This is a genomic window from Rhodococcus sp. RCBS9, assembly GCF_029457415.1.
GTDB lineage: Bacteria > Actinomycetota > Actinomycetes > Mycobacteriales > Mycobacteriaceae > Rhodococcus_F > Rhodococcus_F qingshengii.
In genome coordinates this window covers 1,743,953-1,764,077 of sequence record NZ_CP120422.1, presented here as the reverse complement: position 1 = coordinate 1,764,077, position 20,125 = coordinate 1,743,953, and the positions used below count along the sequence as shown (strand labels likewise).

Annotated in this window: 22 protein-coding genes; 12 read left to right on the top strand and 10 right to left on the bottom strand. The window is 63.0% G+C overall.

Features of this window, described 5'->3' with window-relative positions; genetic code table 11:
* Positions 1–88: 88 nt before the first annotated feature.
* Complete coding sequence (locus P0M12_RS08420) at positions 89–952, bottom strand: mechanosensitive ion channel domain-containing protein (protein ID WP_277377584.1); 864 nt, start codon at positions 950–952, stop codon at positions 89–91.
* A gap of 86 nt (positions 953–1,038) precedes the next feature.
* On the opposite strand from P0M12_RS08420, the gene P0M12_RS08415 reads away from it, so the two are divergent.
* From P0M12_RS08415 to P0M12_RS08400, 4 genes are all read left to right on the top strand, one after another.
* Positions 1,039–1,677, top strand: coding sequence for a DUF2461 domain-containing protein (locus P0M12_RS08415; RefSeq protein ID WP_003939783.1), 639 nt, complete (start codon positions 1,039–1,041; stop codon positions 1,675–1,677).
* Between the two features lie 428 nt (positions 1,678–2,105).
* Positions 2,106–3,098 carry an ABC transporter substrate-binding protein gene (locus tag P0M12_RS08410; RefSeq protein WP_007729992.1) on the top strand — a complete coding sequence of 331 codons (993 nt, stop codon included), beginning with the start codon at positions 2,106–2,108 and terminating at the stop codon, positions 3,096–3,098.
* A gap of 83 nt (positions 3,099–3,181) precedes the next feature.
* Complete coding sequence (locus P0M12_RS08405; RefSeq protein ID WP_050654629.1) at positions 3,182–3,967, top strand: alpha/beta hydrolase; 786 nt, start codon at positions 3,182–3,184, stop codon at positions 3,965–3,967.
* Positions 3,968–4,037: 70 nt separating this feature from the next.
* Positions 4,038–4,766, top strand: a complete 729-nt coding sequence (locus tag P0M12_RS08400) for a Clp protease N-terminal domain-containing protein (RefSeq protein WP_081558480.1) — start codon at positions 4,038–4,040, stop codon at positions 4,764–4,766.
* Between the two features lie 69 nt (positions 4,767–4,835).
* On the opposite strand, the gene P0M12_RS08395 is transcribed toward P0M12_RS08400, so the two are convergent.
* Positions 4,836–5,039: a cold-shock protein gene (locus tag P0M12_RS08395; RefSeq protein ID WP_003939930.1), complete on the bottom strand. Its 204-nt coding sequence runs from the start codon at positions 5,037–5,039 to the stop codon at positions 4,836–4,838.
* 346 nt (positions 5,040–5,385) lie between these two features.
* Here P0M12_RS08395 and P0M12_RS08390 point away from each other — a divergent pair, with 346 nt between their 5' ends.
* Positions 5,386–6,435, top strand: coding sequence for an ABC transporter substrate-binding protein (locus P0M12_RS08390; RefSeq protein ID WP_277377583.1), 1,050 nt, complete (start codon positions 5,386–5,388; stop codon positions 6,433–6,435).
* A gap of 46 nt (positions 6,436–6,481) precedes the next feature.
* Positions 6,482–7,201 carry a dienelactone hydrolase family protein gene (locus P0M12_RS08385; RefSeq protein ID WP_030536547.1) on the top strand — a complete coding sequence of 240 codons (720 nt, stop codon included), beginning with the start codon at positions 6,482–6,484 and terminating at the stop codon, positions 7,199–7,201.
* On the opposite strand, the gene P0M12_RS08380 is transcribed toward P0M12_RS08385, so the two are convergent.
* Positions 7,202–7,927: an SDR family oxidoreductase gene (locus tag P0M12_RS08380; protein WP_030536548.1), complete on the bottom strand. Its 726-nt coding sequence runs from the start codon at positions 7,925–7,927 to the stop codon at positions 7,202–7,204.
* A gap of 72 nt (positions 7,928–7,999) precedes the next feature.
* On the opposite strand from P0M12_RS08380, the gene P0M12_RS08375 reads away from it, so the two are divergent.
* A complete protein-coding gene (locus tag P0M12_RS08375) occupies positions 8,000–8,539 on the top strand; it encodes a MarR family transcriptional regulator (protein WP_099698127.1) in 540 nt (179 codons plus the stop codon).
* On the opposite strand, the gene P0M12_RS08370 is transcribed toward P0M12_RS08375, so the two are convergent.
* Genes P0M12_RS08370 through pcaH form a run of 6 tightly spaced genes read right to left on the bottom strand, consistent with a single transcriptional unit; the run spans position 8,540 to position 14,468 of the window.
* Positions 8,540–9,751, bottom strand: coding sequence for an acetyl-CoA C-acetyltransferase (locus tag P0M12_RS08370; RefSeq protein ID WP_007730007.1), 1,212 nt, complete (start codon positions 9,749–9,751; stop codon positions 8,540–8,542).
* A 24-nt stretch (positions 9,752–9,775) separates the two neighbouring features.
* Entirely contained in the window at positions 9,776–10,600 is an 825-nt protein-coding gene (locus tag P0M12_RS08365) for an IclR family transcriptional regulator C-terminal domain-containing protein (RefSeq protein ID WP_007730008.1), read from the bottom strand.
* Positions 10,597–11,778, bottom strand: coding sequence for a 3-oxoadipate enol-lactonase (pcaD, locus tag P0M12_RS08360; protein WP_054188426.1), 1,182 nt, complete (start codon positions 11,776–11,778; stop codon positions 10,597–10,599). Before pcaD ends, P0M12_RS08365 begins: the two co-directional genes overlap by 4 nt.
* Positions 11,775–13,103: a 3-carboxy-cis,cis-muconate cycloisomerase gene (gene pcaB / locus P0M12_RS08355; protein ID WP_030536552.1), complete on the bottom strand. Its 1,329-nt coding sequence runs from the start codon at positions 13,101–13,103 to the stop codon at positions 11,775–11,777. Before pcaB ends, pcaD begins: the two co-directional genes overlap by 4 nt.
* An 11-nt stretch (positions 13,104–13,114) precedes the next feature.
* Entirely contained in the window at positions 13,115–13,756 is a 642-nt protein-coding gene (gene pcaG, locus P0M12_RS08350; protein WP_007730014.1) for a protocatechuate 3,4-dioxygenase subunit alpha, read from the bottom strand.
* On the bottom strand, positions 13,749–14,468 hold the full coding sequence (gene pcaH / locus P0M12_RS08345) for a protocatechuate 3,4-dioxygenase subunit beta (protein ID WP_007730015.1): 720 nt from the start codon (positions 14,466–14,468) through the stop codon (positions 13,749–13,751). Before pcaH ends, pcaG begins: the two co-directional genes overlap by 8 nt.
* A gap of 171 nt (positions 14,469–14,639) precedes the next feature.
* On the opposite strand from pcaH, the gene P0M12_RS08340 reads away from it, so the two are divergent.
* Both P0M12_RS08340 and P0M12_RS08335 read left to right on the top strand, forming a co-directional pair.
* Positions 14,640–15,386 carry a CoA transferase subunit A gene (locus P0M12_RS08340; protein ID WP_030536554.1) on the top strand — a complete coding sequence of 249 codons (747 nt, stop codon included), beginning with the start codon at positions 14,640–14,642 and terminating at the stop codon, positions 15,384–15,386.
* Positions 15,383–16,030, top strand: a complete 648-nt coding sequence (locus tag P0M12_RS08335; RefSeq protein ID WP_003940102.1) for a CoA transferase subunit B — start codon at positions 15,383–15,385, stop codon at positions 16,028–16,030. The genes P0M12_RS08340 and P0M12_RS08335 overlap by 4 nt, the downstream gene beginning before the upstream one ends.
* 63 nt (positions 16,031–16,093) lie before the next feature.
* Here the strand turns inward: P0M12_RS08335 and P0M12_RS08330 are convergent, their stop codons facing one another.
* Complete coding sequence (locus P0M12_RS08330; RefSeq protein ID WP_064114170.1) at positions 16,094–16,972, bottom strand: AraC family transcriptional regulator; 879 nt, start codon at positions 16,970–16,972, stop codon at positions 16,094–16,096.
* Between the two features lie 154 nt (positions 16,973–17,126).
* Here P0M12_RS08330 and P0M12_RS08325 point away from each other — a divergent pair, with 154 nt between their 5' ends.
* From P0M12_RS08325 to P0M12_RS08315, 3 genes are all read left to right on the top strand, one after another.
* Positions 17,127–17,699: a peroxidase-related enzyme gene (locus P0M12_RS08325; RefSeq protein WP_003940498.1), complete on the top strand. Its 573-nt coding sequence runs from the start codon at positions 17,127–17,129 to the stop codon at positions 17,697–17,699.
* Positions 17,700–17,832: 133 nt separating this feature from the next.
* Entirely contained in the window at positions 17,833–19,530 is a 1,698-nt protein-coding gene (locus P0M12_RS08320; protein WP_277377582.1) for a hypothetical protein, read from the top strand.
* Positions 19,502–20,119, top strand: a complete 618-nt coding sequence (locus tag P0M12_RS08315; RefSeq protein ID WP_064114176.1) for a sortase — start codon at positions 19,502–19,504, stop codon at positions 20,117–20,119. Before P0M12_RS08320 ends, P0M12_RS08315 begins: the two co-directional genes overlap by 29 nt.
* The last annotated feature ends 6 nt before the right edge of the window (positions 20,120–20,125 follow it).

Sequence of the window (20,125 nt, the reverse complement as noted above, 5' to 3'; positions counted from 1 at the left end):
CTTCAGGCACCAGCGAGCCCCCGGCGGTATCGACCGCGCCGGGGGCTCGCGTAATTGATGGAAAGGGTAGCCGATTCCGTCTCAACCGTCAGCGCAGAACAGGCAGGTAAGGTGCCTCGATTCCCTGCTCTTCGAACGCAGTCAGCGCCGAGCGTGCAAATGCGCGCTGGACTGCCCATTGGCGCCCAGGCTTGACCTGCGCCGTCACTCGAATGGTAATTGCCTCGGCAGTAACCGAATTGACTCCCAGCATCTCCGGCTTGTCGATCATGTCCGCCCTGATCGGTTCGGACTCTGCCGCCTCGAGGACAGCTCGCGTCGCCACCTCACACGCTTTGTGCACGTTCGCATTGTGGGCGATCGGGAGATCGAGAACTGCAGTGGCGTAACCCTGACTCATGTTGCCCACTCGCAGGATTTCGCCGTTGCGGCAATACCACAAGGTGCCGTTGACATCTCGAATCGTGGTGACGCGCAGGCCCACTGTTTCGACGGTGCCGACCGCGTCGCCGAGATCGACGACGTCGCCGAGATCGACGACGTCGCCGACACCGTACTGATCCTCGAGCAACATGAAGATGCCGGAGAGGAAGTCACGCACCAGGTTTTGTGCACCGAAACCGATGGCAAGGCCGATGACGCCGGCGGATGCGATGAACGGCGCGACGTTGATCCCGAGGATGCCGAGAATCTGCAGCACACACCAGACCAGGATGACGATGGACACCGTCGATTTGAGTACCGAACCGATGGTCCGGGCTCGCTGCGATCTGCGCTCGTTCACCTTGGCGTTCGGAGACTTGCGAGGCTTCGACATTCGATCGATCCCGCGGTGCAGTGCGAAGCGCAGAACGACTGCGAGTGCCACGTAGATCGCGATCTCGACGGGTCGGTGAATCAACCAGTCTCGGTTGGTATCGGTCAGTTCCCATGCTTGTATTTCGGAAATCATCTCCATGCAGTCTACGGATTCGGGCCGATCCGGGCATCGGTGCAGGGCAGACGGTCCAAAGCCGAACAGGCAGCTAGGCTTACGTCATGGCTGCGTTCACTGGCATACCCGTTGCTGCACTCGACTTCTACGAAGACTTGGAGGCCGACAACAGCAAGACCTGGTGGGCAGCGCACAAGGAGACGTACGACGAAGTGGTTCGTCGTCCGATGGCGTCGTTGACCGCGGCGTTGGAGGACGAATTCGGCACGGCCAAGCTCTTTCGGCCGTATCGTGACGTTCGATTCTCGAAGGACAAGATCCCGTACAAGACGCACCAGGGAGCCTTCGTCGGTCTCGCCGAGAGCTGTGGCTACTACGTGCAGATCGACGCGGCAGGGTTGATGGTGGCCGGTGGTTTCTACGCCAGCAGTTCGGAGACCATCGCGCGTTATCGTGCGGCTGTCGACGACGACGTTCGAGGCCCGGAGCTCGAGAAGATCCTGGCCTCCGTCGAGAAGGCCGGATTCACGATCGGCGGCGACAAGCTCAAGACGGCGCCTCGCGGATACACGGTCGATCACCCGCGGATCGAATTGCTGCGTCACAAGTCGCTGACTGCTGGTCGTAGTTACCCAAGCCCGTCGTGGCTGGACAGCGCCAGGACATTGAAGGAAGTTCGCACTGCGTGGCGCGCACTGACGCCTTTGGTCGAATGGTCCGGACAGGTGCTCGGACCGAACTGACCGTCCGACAGAAAAGTGTGACGTAGCCGTAGGAGAGTTCACCTCGAGTTCATCAAAACTCGAGACGCCTGGGGCTAGCGTGGTGTGTGTAACCGAAAGTTTCGGCCCCGCTTCGAGTCGCAGCGCCGCAGTTCGAAGCCATTTTCTCTCGATCGACATCGTGAACAACCCGTGTCAGTGGAGACCATCATGGCTATGTTTCTCGCTCTCGTCCTGATCATCTCGGTCCTCGGAATCGTCGGCACCTACCTCGCGTTCAGTGCGGTCTACTTCGTCGAGATGCGCAAACTCGACAAGTAAGGGGTGCGAATTGGCCTGATTCGACTATTTCTGGGCCGATCGCGACGACCCTCCCTGCGTACGCTGTTAGGGCATCCTTATCCGCTCGCAACAGTGGATGAATCATTTCTTTTGGAGGTTCGACACGCATGCCCGCTCAATCCACGCTCTTGCTTCCCGAGGGCTACTCCGACAACCGCCTCGTTTCGGACCTCACACGTCGGCAGTTCGGCTTCGGTGCCGGGATCGCCGGGCTGGGCGCGTTCCTGGCGGCCTGCGGTGACAGCGGGAGCAGTTCGGGTGAAACCGAAATGCGTTCTGTGACGACACCTCTCGGAACGTACGACATTCCTGTCAATCCGAAGAGGGTTGTCGCGATCGACTCGCGGCTCGATCTGGAACCTGCTGTAGCTCTGGAACTTCCGCTCGTCGGCTACACGTACGCCCAGGCGACACCGTGGGTGCCTATCGATTCGTCGGTACCGTTCCTGTCGGAGATCCCCAACCGCGAGCAGATCTTGGCGCTCGAGCCCGACCTGATCGTGTGCCTGAACTACGAGAGCGAGTGGTGGCCGGTGGCCGAGATGTCCACCATCGCACCGGTTCTGACGACAGAGTTCACCGACGACTGGCGCACAAACCTCTCGCGGTTGTCGGGCTGGCTCGGTCGAACGGCCACACTCGATCGATTGACGCTCGACTACGACAATCTGATTTCCGACATCCGCAGTCGTCATGCCGAGAAGATTGCGTCCAAGACCGTCGCCAGTGTCTCGTTCATGCCGGACACGAACACGCTGTACGTCACGAGCATCCGTACCTCCGAGAAGGGCGACAAGCCCAGCGACATGACGCTCGGCGACATCGGTGGCAAAACCGCCACCTCGGAGGGGCTCGATCCCGAGGGCGGCGTCAGCCTCGAAGGCCTCGACGTGCTGGCCGGCGTCGACGGCTTCATGATCACCGAGAACGAGGACAGTGCCGCGTACCAGGCATTGGTGGCGAGCAAGCTGTGGCAGCGACTCCCGGCAGTGCAGGCGGGCAACGTCACCAGTCTGGGTGGCTCCACGTTCTACGGTTCGATCTACACGATTTCGTACGTGGCACAGGGTTGGGATGCCCTGTACAACAAGATCAGCTGAAGCCTCTGCCGACCGGACCGATGAGTTTAGGTAACGCGGGCGGTCTAATCAGGTAGGCATTGACCAGACCTGAGGAGATCGACGTGCAAACAGAGCAATCCCCAGCGGTAGTGCAATCCCGCGACGGTACGACCATCGCATACGAACGCTCCGGTGCCGGACCAGCAGTGGTCCTGGTCGCCGGAGCGTTCTGCGACCGCGGATGGTTCGATTCCCTGGCTGCAGAGTTGGCGGCGGACTTCACGGTGTACTCGTACGACAGGCGCGGACGCGGGGACAGCGGTGACAGTCGCGCGTTCTCGATCGACGCCGAGGTGGAGGACTTGCGGGCGGTCGTCGCTGCCACCGGTGAAACACCGCTCGTTTACGGATTGTCGTCGGGTGCCGCGCTGGCTTTGGAGGCCGCTGCGCAGGCCGTTCCTATGCGTAAGCTCGCCGTCTACGAGGCGCCGTACATGGACGACGACCAGCGTGACGAGACTGCCCAAAGTGACCTGGAGCGATTGATTGCGGGCGGCGACAGGGAAGGTGCTGTGACGCGTTTTCTGGATCTGACCGGCGCGTCTCCGGAGATGGTCGACGAGATCAAGCGGAGTGCCGATTGGCCCGACATGTGCGCCATCGCGCACACCTTGCCTTACGACGTCGCTGTGTGTGATCACGGCTGTCAGTCGCTCGACTGGCTTGCCTCCATTACCGTCCCCACGTTGGTCATGTACGGCGGTGACAGTGGTCAATGGGCACCTGCCTCGGCGACGAGAATCGCTGCAAAAGTCTCGGGGACAAAGACTTTGGAGATCCCCGGTCAGGGCCACGGCGTCGCCGACGACGCTATTGTCCCGGCTCTGCGTGAATTCTTTTCCGGCTGAGCACTGGGCGGCGAAGACGATCGTCAACCTAGGGTTGACGCTTTCGATTGCGTCAACCTATGGTTGACGCATGAGCAAACCAGTGGAAATGACCAACAAGGTTCGACTCGACGACCTCATCGACGCGATCAAGAAGGTGCACACCGATGCTCTCGACCAACTCTCCGACGCCGTGATTGCCGCTGATCATCTCGGTGAAGTTGCAGATCACCTGATCGGTCACTTCGTCGACCAGGCGCGCCGGTCGGGAGCGTCGTGGACGGAGATCGGCGCGAGCATGGGTGTCTCGAAGCAGGCTGCGCAGAAGCGTTTTGTTCCCAAGGCGCCGAGTGATCAGAAGCCGATGGATCCGAACGAAGGGTTCAACCGGTTCACTCCCCGGGCGAAGAACGTCGTCATGGCCTCGCAGAACGAAGCCCGCGCCGCCGGTAACGCAGAGATCCGGCCGGAGCACCTGCTCCTGGGGCTCGTCGAGGAGCCTGCCGGGTTGGCTGCGAAGGCGATAGTGGCGCAGGGCGTGGAGCTCGGATCCGTCCGAGCTGCAGTGGCCGGTGTACTACCGGCTCCGACTTCCGAACTACCAGAACTCATTCCGTACGACGCTCGTGCGCGCAAGGTCCTGGAACTGACGTTCCGTGAGGCTCTTCGCCTGGGCCACAACTACATCGGAACCGAGCACATCCTGCTCGCGCTGCTCGAACTCGAAGACGGATCAGGTGTTCTGGCTGATCTCGGAATCTCGAAGTCGGTGGCGGAGTCGAACATCGTTGGAGCGTTGGCCGTCATTCAGGATCAGTGATTCAGAGGTGAATCCGATGCAGAAGAGGGCCGCACCCTTGCGGGTGCGGCCCTCTTCTTGTGTCACTGATCAGACAGCGCGCACATTGGTGGCCTGAGGACCCTTCTGGCCCTGGCCAACCTCGAACTCCACACGCTGGTTCTCGTCGAGCGACTTGTAGCCGTTGCCCGAGATTTCAGAGTAATGAACGAACACGTCCGGTGTTCCGTCGTCGGGAGCGATGAAACCAAAGCCCTTTTCGCCGTTGAACCACTTCACGATGCCCTGTGCCATACCGATACTCCCTACAAACTCGATCCGGGCCCTCACATCGAAGTCCCGATCTCGATATGTCTATCCTCCCACGCCGCGCAAGTCGAACGGTGGGCGACGTGCAAAAGACGGTAATTCGGAAGCTTTCGAGGAGGGAATGGCAACTGATCTTCGACTGATTTTCGACGCTGGAGCGACCCGATCGCCGAAGGCAGGGACTGGTGGCTCGCCCAACTGCCTGCGGTGATAGATCAGCGGGAATGTACTTGTCCGCTCGAGAACGGTCCATTTTTATCGCTCCGATCTCTCGGAATCGCAAACGTAGGAACCCTATGGAAGATGAGGGTGGGCTAACCTCTCTTTCGCTGTGCCCTCGGCGCGCGCAGCAGTCGCCGAGAAGGAGAGTGCATACATGTACGGAACGATTTGTGAATCCACGACGTCTGAACTTGTGGACCAGCTCAGTCGCCGTGGGTTCTTCGGGGTCGGCGCAGTGGCAGCGGCCGCCATCCTTGCGGGGTGTTCGACTACATCAGATGCTTCTGATGCCGGCGAACAACGTGAGGTGACCAATGCGCTCGGAACCACCACGATCTCGGGAAAGCCGGAAAGGATCGTTGTTGCCAGCGACTTCACGGATCTGGAATTCCTGCTCTCGCTCGGTGTTCACCCAGTCGCTTACGGCAATACGGGTGCGTGGGACCGCGGTGCACTGCCTTGGCAGAGCACCGCTGGAATAGCCGACCTCGAAAGCTTCGGCACCACAGGCGAAATCAACCCGGAAATCATCGCGCGCTACTCGCCGGACCTCATCATCGGAATGAAGACTTATCTCGAACCGGCAGCCGAGAGGCTCAGTCAGATCGCGCCGGTCATCGCGCTGGACTGGACCACCTCGTGGCGTGACGGCGTCGCCACGGTCGGGCAGGCCGCATTTGTCGACGAGGCCGCTGCTGCAGCGATCGCCCGGACCGACGCCCTGATCTCCGACACCGCAGCTTCGCTGAACGGCTTGGGTGGCAGAACGATCATGATCGGCTCGATGTACGGCGATCAGTTGTATGTGCAAGGGGATGCCAGTGCGCCCGGGGTTCTGCTGCGCGAACTCGGACTCGACTATCGCGGATACAACGCCGAGCAGATGACTGCGCTGTCGATGGAGCAGGCGGAGGTACTCGCACCCGCAGACATTTTGCTCAGCCTCGCTTCTGATCAGGAAGCGACGACGAGGTTGGAGAACTTCGCAGTTTTCCAGAACCTCCCCGCGGTGAAGGCGCGAGCCTATGCGCCGGTCGAACTTCTGCTCTCGAATGCCTTTGTCGACAATTTCGGTCCACTGAGCGCGCCGTACGCCTTGCCGCAGCTCGCCGAGGTCTTGACCGGGCTTGCGGCGGGCCAGGGGAAACAACTCCCCTGACCTCGCTTCCGAGCGTACGGACCCTGCGTCGGCCTAGCATCGAAACATGGTGGACATAGATCTGACGGGCCGCGCCGCAGTAGTCGGCGGATCACAACCGCTGCGAGCGATACTCGAAACCCCCACTACCCCCGGCCCGTGGCCGGGGGTAGTGATGATTCACGAGGCCTTCGGGCTCGAGGAGGTGATGCAGCGGCAAGCCAAGCGGCTGGCCGCTGCGGGATTCCTGACGCTCGCTGTCGACCTCTACAGCGCGGGCGGGGCGAAGCGGTGCCTAGTGCCCACCATGACGTCGATGCTTCGAGGACACGGCAAGGCGTTCACCGACATCGAAGTCGCTCGCAGTTGGCTGGTGGAATCCCCGGACTGCACCGGAAAGATCGGTGTCATCGGATTCTGCATGGGCGGCGGCTTCGCGATGGTCAGCGCCGGAGATTTCGACGCTGCCTCGGTCAATTACGGTCAGCTTCCACGCAAACTCGATGAGGCCGTGGTGGATGCGTGCCCGATCGTCGGGAGTTTCGGAGGCAAGGACTTTTCGCTCCGGGGCGCGGCAGCGAAGCTGGAGACGGCGCTCAGCAATGCCGGTATCGAGAACGACGTCAAGGAGTACCCCACCGCCGGCCACGCGTTCCTCAACGACGCGGAGGCCGGACCCAAGGTGCTTCGTCCTTTGGAGCGCATCCTCGGAATCGGTCCCGATCCTGTTGCAGCGCAGGATGCCTGGAAGCGAATCGACTCGTTCTTCGAGCGCCACCTGGCGTGATCAGCGACTGGTTCTCTCACCGCCGTTGACTGCCAATACCTGACCGGTGATCTGCCGGGCACCCGGTGAGGCCAAGAAATGGACGGCTGATGCGATGTCGTCCGGGGTTCCGGCGCGCTTGGTGCTGGTGGATTCGATCAGCATCGCGCGACGCTCGTCCGTCAGAAAGTCCCGGAAGAACTCGGTGTCGGCGATGTAACCGGGGGAGACGATGTTCGCCGTGATGCCTTCTGGGCCCAGTTCGGCGGCCAGATCGACATTCCACGTCGCAACTGCTGCTTTGGCAGCGCCGTACGCTCCAGCTCCCTTGTCGGCGGCAATCGATCCGATGGTGATGACGGCACCGCCACTGGGGATTCGATCTCGAACTGCTGCTGTGGTCAACACCGCCGAGATCAGATTGGAGTCCAGATTGGCCCGCCACCCGGCGGCCAGGGATTCCAGATCTGACGGCGCTTCGCGATCGAAGTCCGTGTTACCGCCGGCGCAGTGCACCACGACGTCGATGGTTCCCGGAAGTGAATCCTGCAGCCGCTTCAGGTCTTTCGGGTCGGAGTTGTCACACGTCAAGGCGTGAACATTATCGCCCAACTCCTCCGCGGTCTTTTCGAGTGGTTCCGTGCGTCGGCCGGTGACAAAAACGGTGTCTCCGTCTCGGGCGAACGCCGCTGCAACTGCGCGCCCGATCCCTGTTCCGCCGCCGGTTACCAGAACTGTGCGTGTCATGCCTACCTCCGTGAGCTACGTTTAGACCTATACGAAGAACGTATCATTTAGAGCTAAACGAGGTGTGCAGTGGTGGGCGACTACAACCCGGACGACGCGGTGGACGCGGTCGCGTTGGCCTGGCTTCGCGAAAGGCCGGGCACGCCGGTAGAGGGCATCGGCATCGTGACCAGGCTGTGGATGTGCGCCAAGCTGCTCGGTGAGGATCGCCGACGGGTACTCGCCTCGGCCGGTGCGGACACAGCCACGCTGGACCTACTCAGTGTCCTGCGGCGATCCGGCGAGCCGTATCAGTTGACGACTCGCCAGATCACCGAGCAGACCGGAGTCACGGCCGGTGCGATCTCGCAACGACTCGCGCGCGCGGAGAACGCGGGTCTGGTGGAGAGGTCCTCCGCCGCGCAAGGGTCACGAATAGTGCTCGTGACCCTCACTGCCGCCGGTCACGAGCTGGTGGAGCAATTGGTGGACCGAGTTCTCGGCCGTGAAGCCGAACTGACGTCGATTCTCACCGAGCAGCAGCAGGCCGAACTCACCGAACTGCTGCGTGTCTTTCTCGACGGCCTACGCGGCGAACTCGGTGACTCCGGCGTCGCGCACGTCGGGGCTTGATCAGGACAGGCGCTCGAAGACCGCAGCCAGGCCCTGCCCGCCGCCGATGCACATCGTCTCGAGGCCGTAACGCGCTTCGCGACGGTCCATCTCGCGCAACAGGGTGGCCAGGATTCGTCCACCCGTAGCTCCGACCGGATGTCCGAGGGAGATGCCGGAGCCGTTGGGGTTGATGCGTGGGTCGTCGGCCTCGAGATTCCAACTCTGCAGGACTGCAAGTGCTTGTGCCGCAAAGGCTTCGTTGAGTTCGATGACGTCCATGTCCGCCAGGGACAGCCCGAGGCGGCCGAGTGCCTTCTCCGACGCCGGTACGGGGCCGATGCCCATGGTGCGCGGCGGAACGCCCGCAACGCTCCAACTCGCGAGGCGTGCGAGCGGTCGCAGTCCGAGGGTACGAGCTTTGTCGGCGGTGGTGACGATCGCCAGTGCTGCGCCGTCGTTCTGACCGCTGGCATTACCTGCAGTCACGGTGGAGTCGGGGTCGATCTTTGCGCGCATGGGACGAAGGCGCGCAAGCGATTCCATCGAGGTGTCGGCGCGTGGATGCTCGTCGGTGTCGACGAGCAGGGCCTCGCCCTTGCGCTGCGGAACGGATACCGGAACGATTTCTTCGGCGAAGACGCCGTTCTTCTGTGCTGCGACGGCACGCTGATGGGACTGAACCGCGAGTGCATCTTGATCCTCGCGGCTGATGGAGAACTCGGCGCGCAGGTTCTCTGCCGTTTCGATCATTCCGCCGGGAACCGGGAAGTCACGTCCGCCGGCTGTGACGCGGGCGCGCGCGAGACGATCGCTGAGCGCAACTCCTTCACCCTTGACGCCCCAACGCATTCCGGTTGCGTAGAACTCGGCCTGGCTCATCGACTCGGCACCGCCCGCGAGGACCAGGTCACTGCCACCGGACTGAACCTGCATGACGGCCTGGATGACTGCCTGTAATCCCGACCCGCACCGGCGATCCACCTGCATGCCGGGAACATCGATGCCCAGACCCGCGTTGAGCGCCGCGATGCGTCCGATCGCCGGAGCCTCACCGTTCGGCGAAGCCTGGCCGAGAATGACGTCGTCGATCTCCGCGCCGGAAATGCCGGTACGCGTGACGAGTTCGGTGATCAGCGTCGAGGCGAGATCTTCCGGGGCTACGTCACGGAAGACACCGCCGAAGCGGCCGACAGGGGTACGGAGCGGTTCACAGATGACAACGTCAGGCATTGGTTCTTCCTTGGGTCTGCTCGGTCAGCGGGTGGCAGCCGAGTGATTGTTGGACGACTGAGTACGTCCGAGATCGACGGAGATGGCGTCCGCAGTGGCGACTGCGGCCGGAACCAGTTCACCGCGAACAGCTTCGGCGCTGTAGCGGGCGGCTTGGGTGGAGATGTTGACGGCCGCGACCACGTCACCGGTCGCGTCCCGGATGGGTGCGGCGAGCGAGCGCAGACCCTCTTCGAGTTCCTGATCGACAATCGCGAACCCGTCGGCGCGAATCTTCTCGAGTTCGGCACGCAGTCCGTCGGCGGTGGAGATGGTCTTGCCGGTCAGGCGGGCGAAGGACACTCGGGCGAGGTAGGCGTCCAGTGCGTCGTCCGGCAAGCCGGCGAGCAGAACTCGACCCATGGATGTGGCGTACGCGGGAAAGCGCGTGCCGATGGTGATGGAAACCGTCATGATGCGGCTGACCGGAACACGAGCCACGTACACGACGTCGTCACCGTCGAGGATCGACACGGACGTGGATTCACGGACCTTGGCGGACAAGGCTTCCAGATGCGGCCCGGCGATCTCGGGAAGGGACAGACTGGAGAGGTAGCTGTAGCCGAGTTCGAGGACACGGGGCGTCAACCAGAACACCGAACCGTCAGTACGTACGTATTCGAGTTCGACGAGCGTGAGTAGGAAGCGGCGAGCAGTCGCACGCGTGAGATCGGTGTGCCGGGCAACCTCGCTGAGGGTGCGACGCGGGTGCTCACCGTCGAAAGCCTTGATGACGGAAAGCCCACGGGCCAGCGACTGCACGTAGTCCGGGGACGGTCCCGGCGCCTGCTCGCTGCTGTTCTCACTCATGTTGTCTCGTTCTCCTCAGGTTCGGCCGAGAGGTCCGCGAGTGCTTGCTTTCCCAGCGCAAAAGCCAAGTTGCTGTTCGGCACACCCGCATAGACCGCGGTATGGAGAAATACTTCCACGAGTTCGTCGGGATCGATCCCGGCGCGCAGCGCAGCGCGAATGTGCATGTCGAGTTCGTGTTCGTTGCCGACGGCAGTGAGGATCGCGAGAGTGAGGAGCCTGCGGGTGTGGTGATCGAGGCCGGGGCGCGACCAGATGTCACCCCACGCCGTGCGAGTGATGAAGTCCTGGAAAGGGGCGGTGAACTCGGTGGCACCGGCAATGGAACGGTCGACGTGGGCGTCGCCGAGCACCTGGCGTCGTATGGTCATGCCGGCCGACACCGCGGCGCTACGTTGGGCGAGCGCAGATGTGTGCGAGGCAATATGCGTTGCAAGTAGTTTGGTGACGCGCCCGGCCTGTTCGACGCTGGCGAGGTGTGCGCCGGGATCAACGACGTGCAGTACCGCGTCGGCGATACCGTCGGCGATCGCGCTCAACGTCGCCGGAGGCGTCGCCGGATCCTGCTCGCCAGCGATGAGGAGCGTCGGAGCGACGATGCGGGCCAGGTCGGCGCGGCCGTCCCATACCGAAAGCGCCTCGCAGCAGGCGGCATAGCCCTCGTCGGGTGTGGCTTTGACCATTGCGACGTGGCGGGCAACTAGTTCCGGATCGTTGTCGGCCAGACCCGGCGTGAACCAGCGTCCGACGACGGCGGCCGCGATTGACGCGATACCGTCCGCACGGACAGCCCGAGCACGATCGATCCACGGCTGAGCCGGGGCGAACTGCGAGGACGTGCACATCAAGGTCAACGTCTCGACGCGAGTGGGGTGGTGAGCGGCGATCCACTGGCTGACAGCGCCGCCGAGGGAGAGCCCGACGAGATGTACGGACTCGAGTTCGAGCGAATCGAGGAGAGCGATGACATCGCCGGCAAGATCGGCAATGGAGTAGGGGCCCGCAGGCACCGGTGACTTGCCGTGGCCGCGATGGTCGACGGCGATGACGCGGTAGCGATTCGACAGCGCGTGAATCTGCGGCTGCCACATGGACAGATCGGATCCGAGTGAACCCAGGAGAACCACTGCCGGGGCATCGAGATTGCCGGTCTGTTGAAAGTTGAGCGCGACGCTCATCGAGATCCTCCTGTGGGGCGTTCGGCGAGGGCGCGGTCGACCAGATCGGTGGCGTGGCCCAGATAGTGTGCGGGGTCGAGTAGTTCGGCGATCTCGGTTTCGCTCAGGTGCTCTGCGATGGCGGGATCACGATCCAATCTGGTTCCGGAAGTGGCTGCCGCGGTGACGATGTCGCGCGCTCGATCAGTGTGTGCGGACAGGGCCTTGGTGACACGCTCGGCGAGAATCAGGCCACCGGTGATGTCGAGATTGCGAGCCATCGACTCGGTGTGTACTTGCAGGCCGGTGAGGCTCACGGAAAGCTGGTGCGCCGCTCCGCCTGCCAGACGCAGGAGATCGGTGACGGTTTCCCACTCGGCGTGCCAGGGGCCTGCAGCGCGGGCGAATTCGTGATCCATGTTAGACAGGGCTGTGGCGACCAGTGCGGGAGCACGTCGCGCTGCTGCGCGGGCGGTGATGGCCGCGACGGGATTCTGCTTGTGCGGCATGGCCGATGAGCCGCCCGGAGCGCTTTCGGCGACCTCGGAGAGTTCGGTGGACGCCATGACGGTGATGTCGGTGGCGGGCTTGGAAACGGCGCCGGCGACGATACCGAGCGTGGTCGCGAGTTCTGCGATGGTCACGCGGTCGGTGTGCCAGGGAGCAACCTGCCTGGCCAGGCCGAGTTCGTCTGCCAGTGCATCGGCGATCCTGAGCCCGTCGGGATACAACGCAGCGAGTGTGCCTGCGGCGCCGCCGAATTGAACCGGCAACGTGGACAGCACGATCTCGAGGCGAATCGCTGCGGCGTCGAGTGCAGTGAACCAACTCGATGCCAGTAGCCCGAAGGTGGTCGGAAGTGCCTGCTGGCCCAGAGTTCTCGCGACCATCGGAGTGGAGCGATGGAGGCGGGCGAGGTGGGCGGCGGAATCGGCGGCGCGGGTCAGGTCGGCCAGAACCACCGCGCCCGCGCGTCGCGTCAACAGCATCAGCGCACAGTCCATGATGTCCTGACTGGTGGCGCCCGGGTGCACCACGGAGGCAGGCACACCCTCCTGTCCGACCCTTTCGCGCAGCATCTTCACCAGCGGAATGACGGGATTTCCGCCGGCGGCCGACGCGCGGCCGAGCGCCACGATGTCCAGACCGCCCGGTTGTGAGAGTTCGGCCGCGGCAGCAGCCACCGCGGCGCAATGTTCCCCGTCCGCCAATCCGACGGTGGCCATCGCACAACTCAGTGCGGCCTCCACGTCGAGCAACGCGGTGACCCACGCCTGGTCGGACAGGTGCTCCGATACGCGGGTGGCCCCGAACACCGGGTCGAACAGTGCGCCGCGAGTGGGCATGTGTACTCCTCTTACAGTTCGAAGAAGGGCGTCTCGACGCCGTTCGCGTCCTCGTCCTGAACATAGACCGTCCAGGAGTACCCACCGTCGACCTTGGTTGCAACCAGCTTCGCGCGTTCGGTTTCGCTCAGTGAGGACAGCACCGGATCTGTTGCGTGTGCGTCGGCGTCTTCGGGGAAGTACAAGCGGGTGACCAGGCGGTCGAGCATGCCGCGAGCGAAGACCGACACGTTCACGTGTGGGGCCTCGTCCGCATCCGTTTCAGTGGGCTGCGCACCGGGCTTGACAGTGTTGACCAATGCAGTGCCCGTGGGATCCGCTGCGCTGCGGGCGAATCCGCGAAAACCAGCCGGAGTGAGCTCCACTGCGCCACGGGGATCGTCCGGATGGTTGAAGCGTCCGAGTGTATCGGCCTGCCATGTTTCGATCATCGCGTCGGCGACGGGTGTACGGGCGCCGTCGATCACCGTGATGGCCAGCGTGATTCGTCCGGGGGTATCGGCGGGAGCGGCGTCGGGGCCGTCCGTCCAGGGGAGGCCGATGTGCCAGTACGGCCCGACGGTCTGAGAGGGCGTGACACCGAAGGGGGCGGTGGTGAAGTCGCCGGGGACTACCGGATAAGTGGGTGCGGGCTTCGCGGTGTGATCAGTCATCGTGGTCTTCCTCGTTCTCGAATACGGAGGCGTTACGGCCGCGCAGGACGATGTCGAAGCGGAACCCGAGAGCCCAGTTGGGGACTGTGGCGTCGTAGTCGAAGACGCTGACCATGCGGTGACGTGCTGCTTCGGGTACCGCGTTGTAGATCGGGTCCTGGAAGAACATCGGATCGTCGGGGAAGTACATCTGCGTCACGAGGCGCTGCGTGAATGCCGTGCCGAACAGCGAGAAATGGATGTGTGCCGGTCGCCAGGCGTTGTCGTGGTTCATCCACGGGTAGGCGCCCGGCTTGATCGTGGTGAAGCTGTAGTGGCCGTTCGCGTCGGTGACGCAGCGACCCAGGCCGTTGAAGAACGGATCCAGCGGCGCGGGCCAGTTGTCGCCGGTGTGGCGGTAGCGTCCACCGGCGTTGGCCTGCCATACCTCGAGCAGTGTGTGGGGGACGGGTTTTCCGTCGCCGTCGAGTACGCGGCCGTGAACGACGATGCGCTGTCCCTGTGCTTCGCCGCCGTTGGCAATGGTCAGGTCGTTTTCGCCGGCGCCGACGCGATCCTCGCCGAATACCGGCCCGGTGAGCTCCGTGAGCCGCTGGGGGAGCAGCTTCAGCGGCTGCTTCGGGTGGCGAAGGGAAGTCGTCTTGTAGTCCGCGAAATCGGCCGGGGCGTTGACGCCAGTCGGCCGCTGGTACCTCGGCGGTAGATGCAGCATAGGGAACCTCGTCGTTCGGTTACGTGAAGTTGTTCGCAATGTGTACATGTGTTGCGCTCTGCGAACAGAATAGTTCGTAGATGTGACCCAGGCAATGCCGGGGGCGAAAAATGTTCGTTATGCGGACGGGGGTTCACAATACGTACGGGTCGCGCTACTGTGATCGACATGATGGACAAAGTCATTCCCACTGCTGCCGAGGCCGTCGCCGACGTGCCGGACGGCGTCACGATCGCTGTCGGAGGTTTCGGGCTCGTCGGAGTGCCGGAAATCCTCATCGATGCGCTCCTCGAGCAGGGCGCGACATCACTCGAAACGGTGAGCAACAACTGCGGCACCGACGGGTTCGGGCTCGGAGTGCTTCTGGAGAAGGGGCGTATCCGTCGTACTGTCAGCTCGTACGTCGGCTCCAACAAGGAGTTCGCGCGTCAGTACCTTTCCGGTGAGCTGGAAGTCGAACTCACGCCGCAGGGCACGCTCGCCGAGCGCATGCGCGCCGGGGGAGCGGGCATCCCCGCGTTCTTCACCCCGGCCGGCGTCGGCACCCAGGTCGCCGACGGCGGCCTGCCACTGCGTTACGACGGCAGCGGCGGCATCGCAGTTGCCAGTCCGCCCAAGGAAACTCGTGACTTCGACGGCGTCACCTATGTGATGGAGCGCGGCATCGTCGCCGACTATGCACTGGTCCATGCCTGGAAAGGTGACCGGCACGGCAACCTCGTCTACCGCGCGAGTACCCAGAACTTCAATCCGGCTGCAGCAACGTCGGGGCGCATCACCATTGCGCAGGTCGAGCACCTCGTAGAGCCGGGTGAGCTCGACCCCGCCGAGATCCACACGCCGGGCATTCACGTTCAGCGTGTTGTCCACGTCGGCCCCGTGACGGTCGGCATCGAGAATCGGACGGTACGAGCATGACTTCTGTACTACCCACCAAACTCACCCGCGAAGAGATGGCGGCCCGCGTCGCGCGCGAACTCGAGGACGGGCAGTACGTGAACCTCGGCATCGGTATGCCGACGCTGGTTCCGAACTACCTCCCGACCGACATCACCGTTGTATTGCACTCGGAGAACGGCGTTCTGGGCGTGGGGCCGTACCCGACCGAGGACGAACTCGATCCCGAGCTGATCAATGCGGGCAAGGAGACCATCACCGTTCTCCCCGGTGCGTCGTTCTTCGACTCCTCAGCGTCGTTCGGCATGATCCGCGGCGGCCAGGTCGACGTTGCCGTGCTCGGTGCCATGCAGGTCAGTGCCACCGGAGACCTCGCGAACTGGATGATCCCTGGCCACATGGTCAAAGGCATGGGCGGCGCGATGGATCTGGTCCACGGCGCAAAGCGCGTCATCGTGATGATGGAGCACGTCTCGAAGAAGGGTGAGCACAAGATCGTCGAGAAGTGCTCGCTTCCGCTGACCGGTAAGGGCTGCGTCCAGCGAATCATCACCGACATGGCCGTGATCGACGTGACTGACGACGGTCTCCGCCTGGTGGAGACGGCGCCGGGCATCAGCGTCGAGGACGTGGTTGCTGCTACCGGAGCGAAACTTATTCTTTGACAGTCTGTTTCATCTGATGGCTCAGCCGCCGGGTCGTGACTTCCATCCGACCTGGCGGCTGTTTTACGCCCCGACGTCGCTCAGCTCGCTCTCGACCGGAATCCAGAGCTCGAACCGTGCGACGGTGAAATCGTCGTTGTATTCGGTACGCATGATCTCGGGACCAGGTACGGAGCGAAAAGGGTTGGCAGGAAACCATTCCGTGTAGATATCTCGCCACAAATACTGCACAGATTCGATTTCCGACCCGTCGGCGGTGAAGACGGCCCACGTGTGTGCGTCGACCGTCAGCAGATCGAAACCCGTGGGTGAAGGTTTGCCGGTGACCACTCCCAGGTAGTAATCCAGTTCTGTGCCTTCGGTTCTGGGATGCGCCAAATTGTCGACGACACTGACGATTCCCGCCGGGTCCTGATCGGAGAGCTCGCGCAACCCTCGCAACGCAACCTTGTCCACGGAGCGGGTGAAATCTTCGATCGCAGAATTGGGACCTTCGTGAACCAATGGAACCCGGGTCTTGAACCCGACTACCGTCAGGGCAGGTTTGTCCACAAGCATGTAGTCCATCGGTGTGGCTCCTTCCAGTGTCACGTGAATGACAAGTTTCTGTTGGGATTTGAGAACGGCGGGAGCGCGTTTGACCGCGCCGGGGCTCACGCCGTGAAATGCGGTGAACGCTCGTGTGAAGGCTTCCGCGGACGAGTAGCCGTACTTCACGGCGGTCTCCAACACTCCTGATCTGCTGACGGACAACTCGGCACCAGCCAGGGTGAGTCGACGTCGACGGATGTATTCGGATACGGGAATGCCGGCCAGGGCCGAGAACATCCTCCGAAAGTGATACTCCGAGGTGGTTGCCAGCCTTGCCATCTCGGCTGTCTCGATCTCGCCGCTCAGATTGCTTTCGATGTAGTCGAGCGCGCGGTTCAGTCCGTCGATCATCGTGTCTTCCTGTTCACGGGTTTCACGCTACGCAGATCACTTGGGCCGTACCCGACTATCCGTGCCCGAAAAAGTAGGGCAGGAAATGCATCTGGACAACTCAGTTAATCATCATTATCTTGAATCGAACATCGATGGCTGACCAGGAGGCACAGTGAGCACCCGTTTTCCGCAGGCTGAATTGACCGAGGTGCCCGAGGACATCGCCGCCAAGATTCTCGAGATCCAGGAGAAGTCGGGGTTCGTGCCCAACGTCTTCCTGATGTTCGCTCGGCGCCCAGCCGAGTTCCGGGCATTCTTCGCATACCACGACGCGATCATGCTCAAGGAAGATTCCGCACTCACCAAGGGTGATCGAGAAATGATCGTCACCACGATCTCTGCGGCCAACAAATGTACGTACTGCGTTGTCGCGCACGGCGCAATTCTGCGTATCTACGAGAAGAAGCCGCTGGTTGCCGACCAGGTTGCGGTCAACTATCGCACCGCAGAAATCTCCGATCGTCAGCGCGCGATGCTCGACTTCGCCACCAAGGTGAACTCCGCCTCGCACGAAATCGCCGACGCCGACTTCGACGCCCTTCGTGTGCACGGCTTCGGCGACGAGGACGCGTGGGACATCGCCGCGATCACTGCATTCTTCGGGCTCAGCAATCGCATGGCGAGTTTCTCCGGCATGCTGCCCAATCCGGAGTTCTACCTGATGGGGCGCGTTCCGCGGTCCTGATTACTGCGGGTAGAGCAGCAGCTCTCAATTTTTCGGACCGACCGGTCGTAACGTCTGGAAGTCAGCCGACGAAGTAAAGGCTGTCCACGCCGGAATTGCCGTCTTCGTAAAGAAGGCCGAAAGGTTGAGCGCTATGTCGGAGAAGTCCATCGCCCATTCTCGGAGGGTCCGCTCTGCGGCCGCCGGTGCCGTACTAGCTCTCGGATTGGCGGTGGGCGGCACGGGAATTGCATCGGCAGAGCCGGAAACCGTGTGTACCCCGAGCGCTGATCCGCTGGTGACCTGCGCCGAGGAAGAGGCAGCTGCCACCACCGACGCCGACGCGGCGACGAGCACCGAGACCACGCCGGAGAAGGTTGAAGCCGGGGTCGCGGGCACGGGCAGTGCCGAAACCGCTGGTACGGTCGCTGCAGCACTGGCGGAAGCCGAAGCAAAAGCCAAGGCAGCTGCCGACGCGGCAGCGAAGGCCGCCGAAGCAGCCGCGACGGCAGGGGTCGACTCGTCCGCAGCGACAGACACTTCGGTGAAGGCGACCGAGGCAATGACCCAGGCGAGCGTCGAGGCAACCAAGGCGGCGGTCGAATCGACGCAGGCCAAGGCGGAGGCCGGGGCAGCGGAACAGTCTGCCAAGGAAGCGGAAGAGGCGGCCAAGGTTGCGGAGTCCGCGGCGGCCGATGCCAAAGAGGTAGCAAAAACAGCTCAGGCAGAAGCTGATGCGGCTGCAGCCAAGGCTGCGGAACTCGAGGAAGCAGCGAAGGCCGCCGGTTCGGGGACCAAGACCGAGGAGGCGGCACGCGCTCGCGCCGAGGCTAATGCTCTGCAGGCCAAGGCCGATGAGGCGAAGGCTGCCGCGGATGCAAACGCCAAACTGGTAGCGGACAAGAACAAGGAAGCCGAGGAAGCCTTCAAGAACTGGGACATCGCGAAGGGACTCGCCGCAAAGGCTCAGGCGTTGGCCGCAGCTTGGAATGCCAAGCAGCTCGCGATCACCGTCAAGGAAACTCAGAAGGTGGCCACCGCCGCCGAAACCACCGCCAAGGCAGCCGAGTCCGCAGCCGCCACCGAGGTAGAAGCTGCCACCGCCGCCCGTAAGGCCGCAGATGAAGCGGCAGCTACCGCAGCTTCCGCACAGAAGGACGCTGCCGCTGCGCAGAAGGCCGCGGAGACGGCGCAGGCCGAGGCCGATGCTGCAGGGGAGGCGGCCACCGACAAGCGAGCAATCGCCGACGAAAAGGCTGCCGAAGCCGCCAAGAAGGCCGAAGCTGCCGAAGCAGCGAGTAAGAAGGCGCAGGATCTCTACCTGGCCGCCGAAGACGCGAAGGCGGCGGCCGACGCCGCAGCAACAAAGGCAAAGGAAGCTCAGGCCGCCGCAGCCGCCGCAAAGGCCGAAGCGGATGCAGCGCAGAAGATCGTCGACGAGCTCAAGGCAAAGGGCGAGAAGGAGATCGACAACGGAACAGGCGTCGGCGGTGAAGTGATCATCGGTGAGCACACTGACGACGGCTCCGGGGTCACGAAGGTCGACGAGACCACCGCTGTAGTGAACAAGACCGGCGTCAAGCTGGTCGGCTACTACAACAACAAGGGAGCCTTCGACGTCGTCGACTACTACGTCACCGATGCCGACGGCGATCCGGCGCTCGCCGGAAGCCTGCCCCCGGTCGACCTTGCTCTCGGTGACACCGCAAGCAGCAGCACCAGCGGTAGCAGCAACTCCAACCTGCCGGCTGTATTGATCGGCGTCGGAGTCGTGGGCGCTGCCGCCGCAGCAGCTACGACGGTGGTTGTTCGTCGCAAGCGTCATGACGGCCCGGGCAACACGTCTGCGTAGCCTCGGTCTCTCGGCGGTAGCGATCCTCGCCCTCCTCGTATCCGGATGTTCGGGCGAGAACGCGGTATCGCTACCTGACCGCTCGCCGGTGCAGTCGCATATCGCGGCTGCACCGGCTTCGGTGACCGTCGATCCGGCAGAACCCGAGAGGATCGAGTTGAGGTCTGCGTCCGGGGTCACGTACCTGAGCAGTCCGTTGCACTCGGAGAAACTGATGCGCGGCGGCGAGAGTGGGCAGCAACTGAATCCCGTCGACGAACTGCCGGTGTGGTGGGGTGAAAGCGGAATGCCGGGAACGTCGACCACACAAACAGTTGTCGTGGTCGGCCACAACTACACCACTCGCGAAGCACCGTTCCGGGCGCTCCGGGTAGTGGAGCCGGGCGATCGAATTCTCCTGGGTACACCGAACGGCACACTCGAGTACGACGTCGAAACAGTCGGGCCGCTGCACAAAGGTTCGCTGCTGGGCGCTCACGAGTTGCGCGAATCGGTTCCGGGACGGCTGATCCTCGCCAATTGTGATGTCGTCGAAGGAGAGTCGACCGACGACAATTACGTTGTCATCGCCCAGCTGGCAGCGCACTGAATCCGT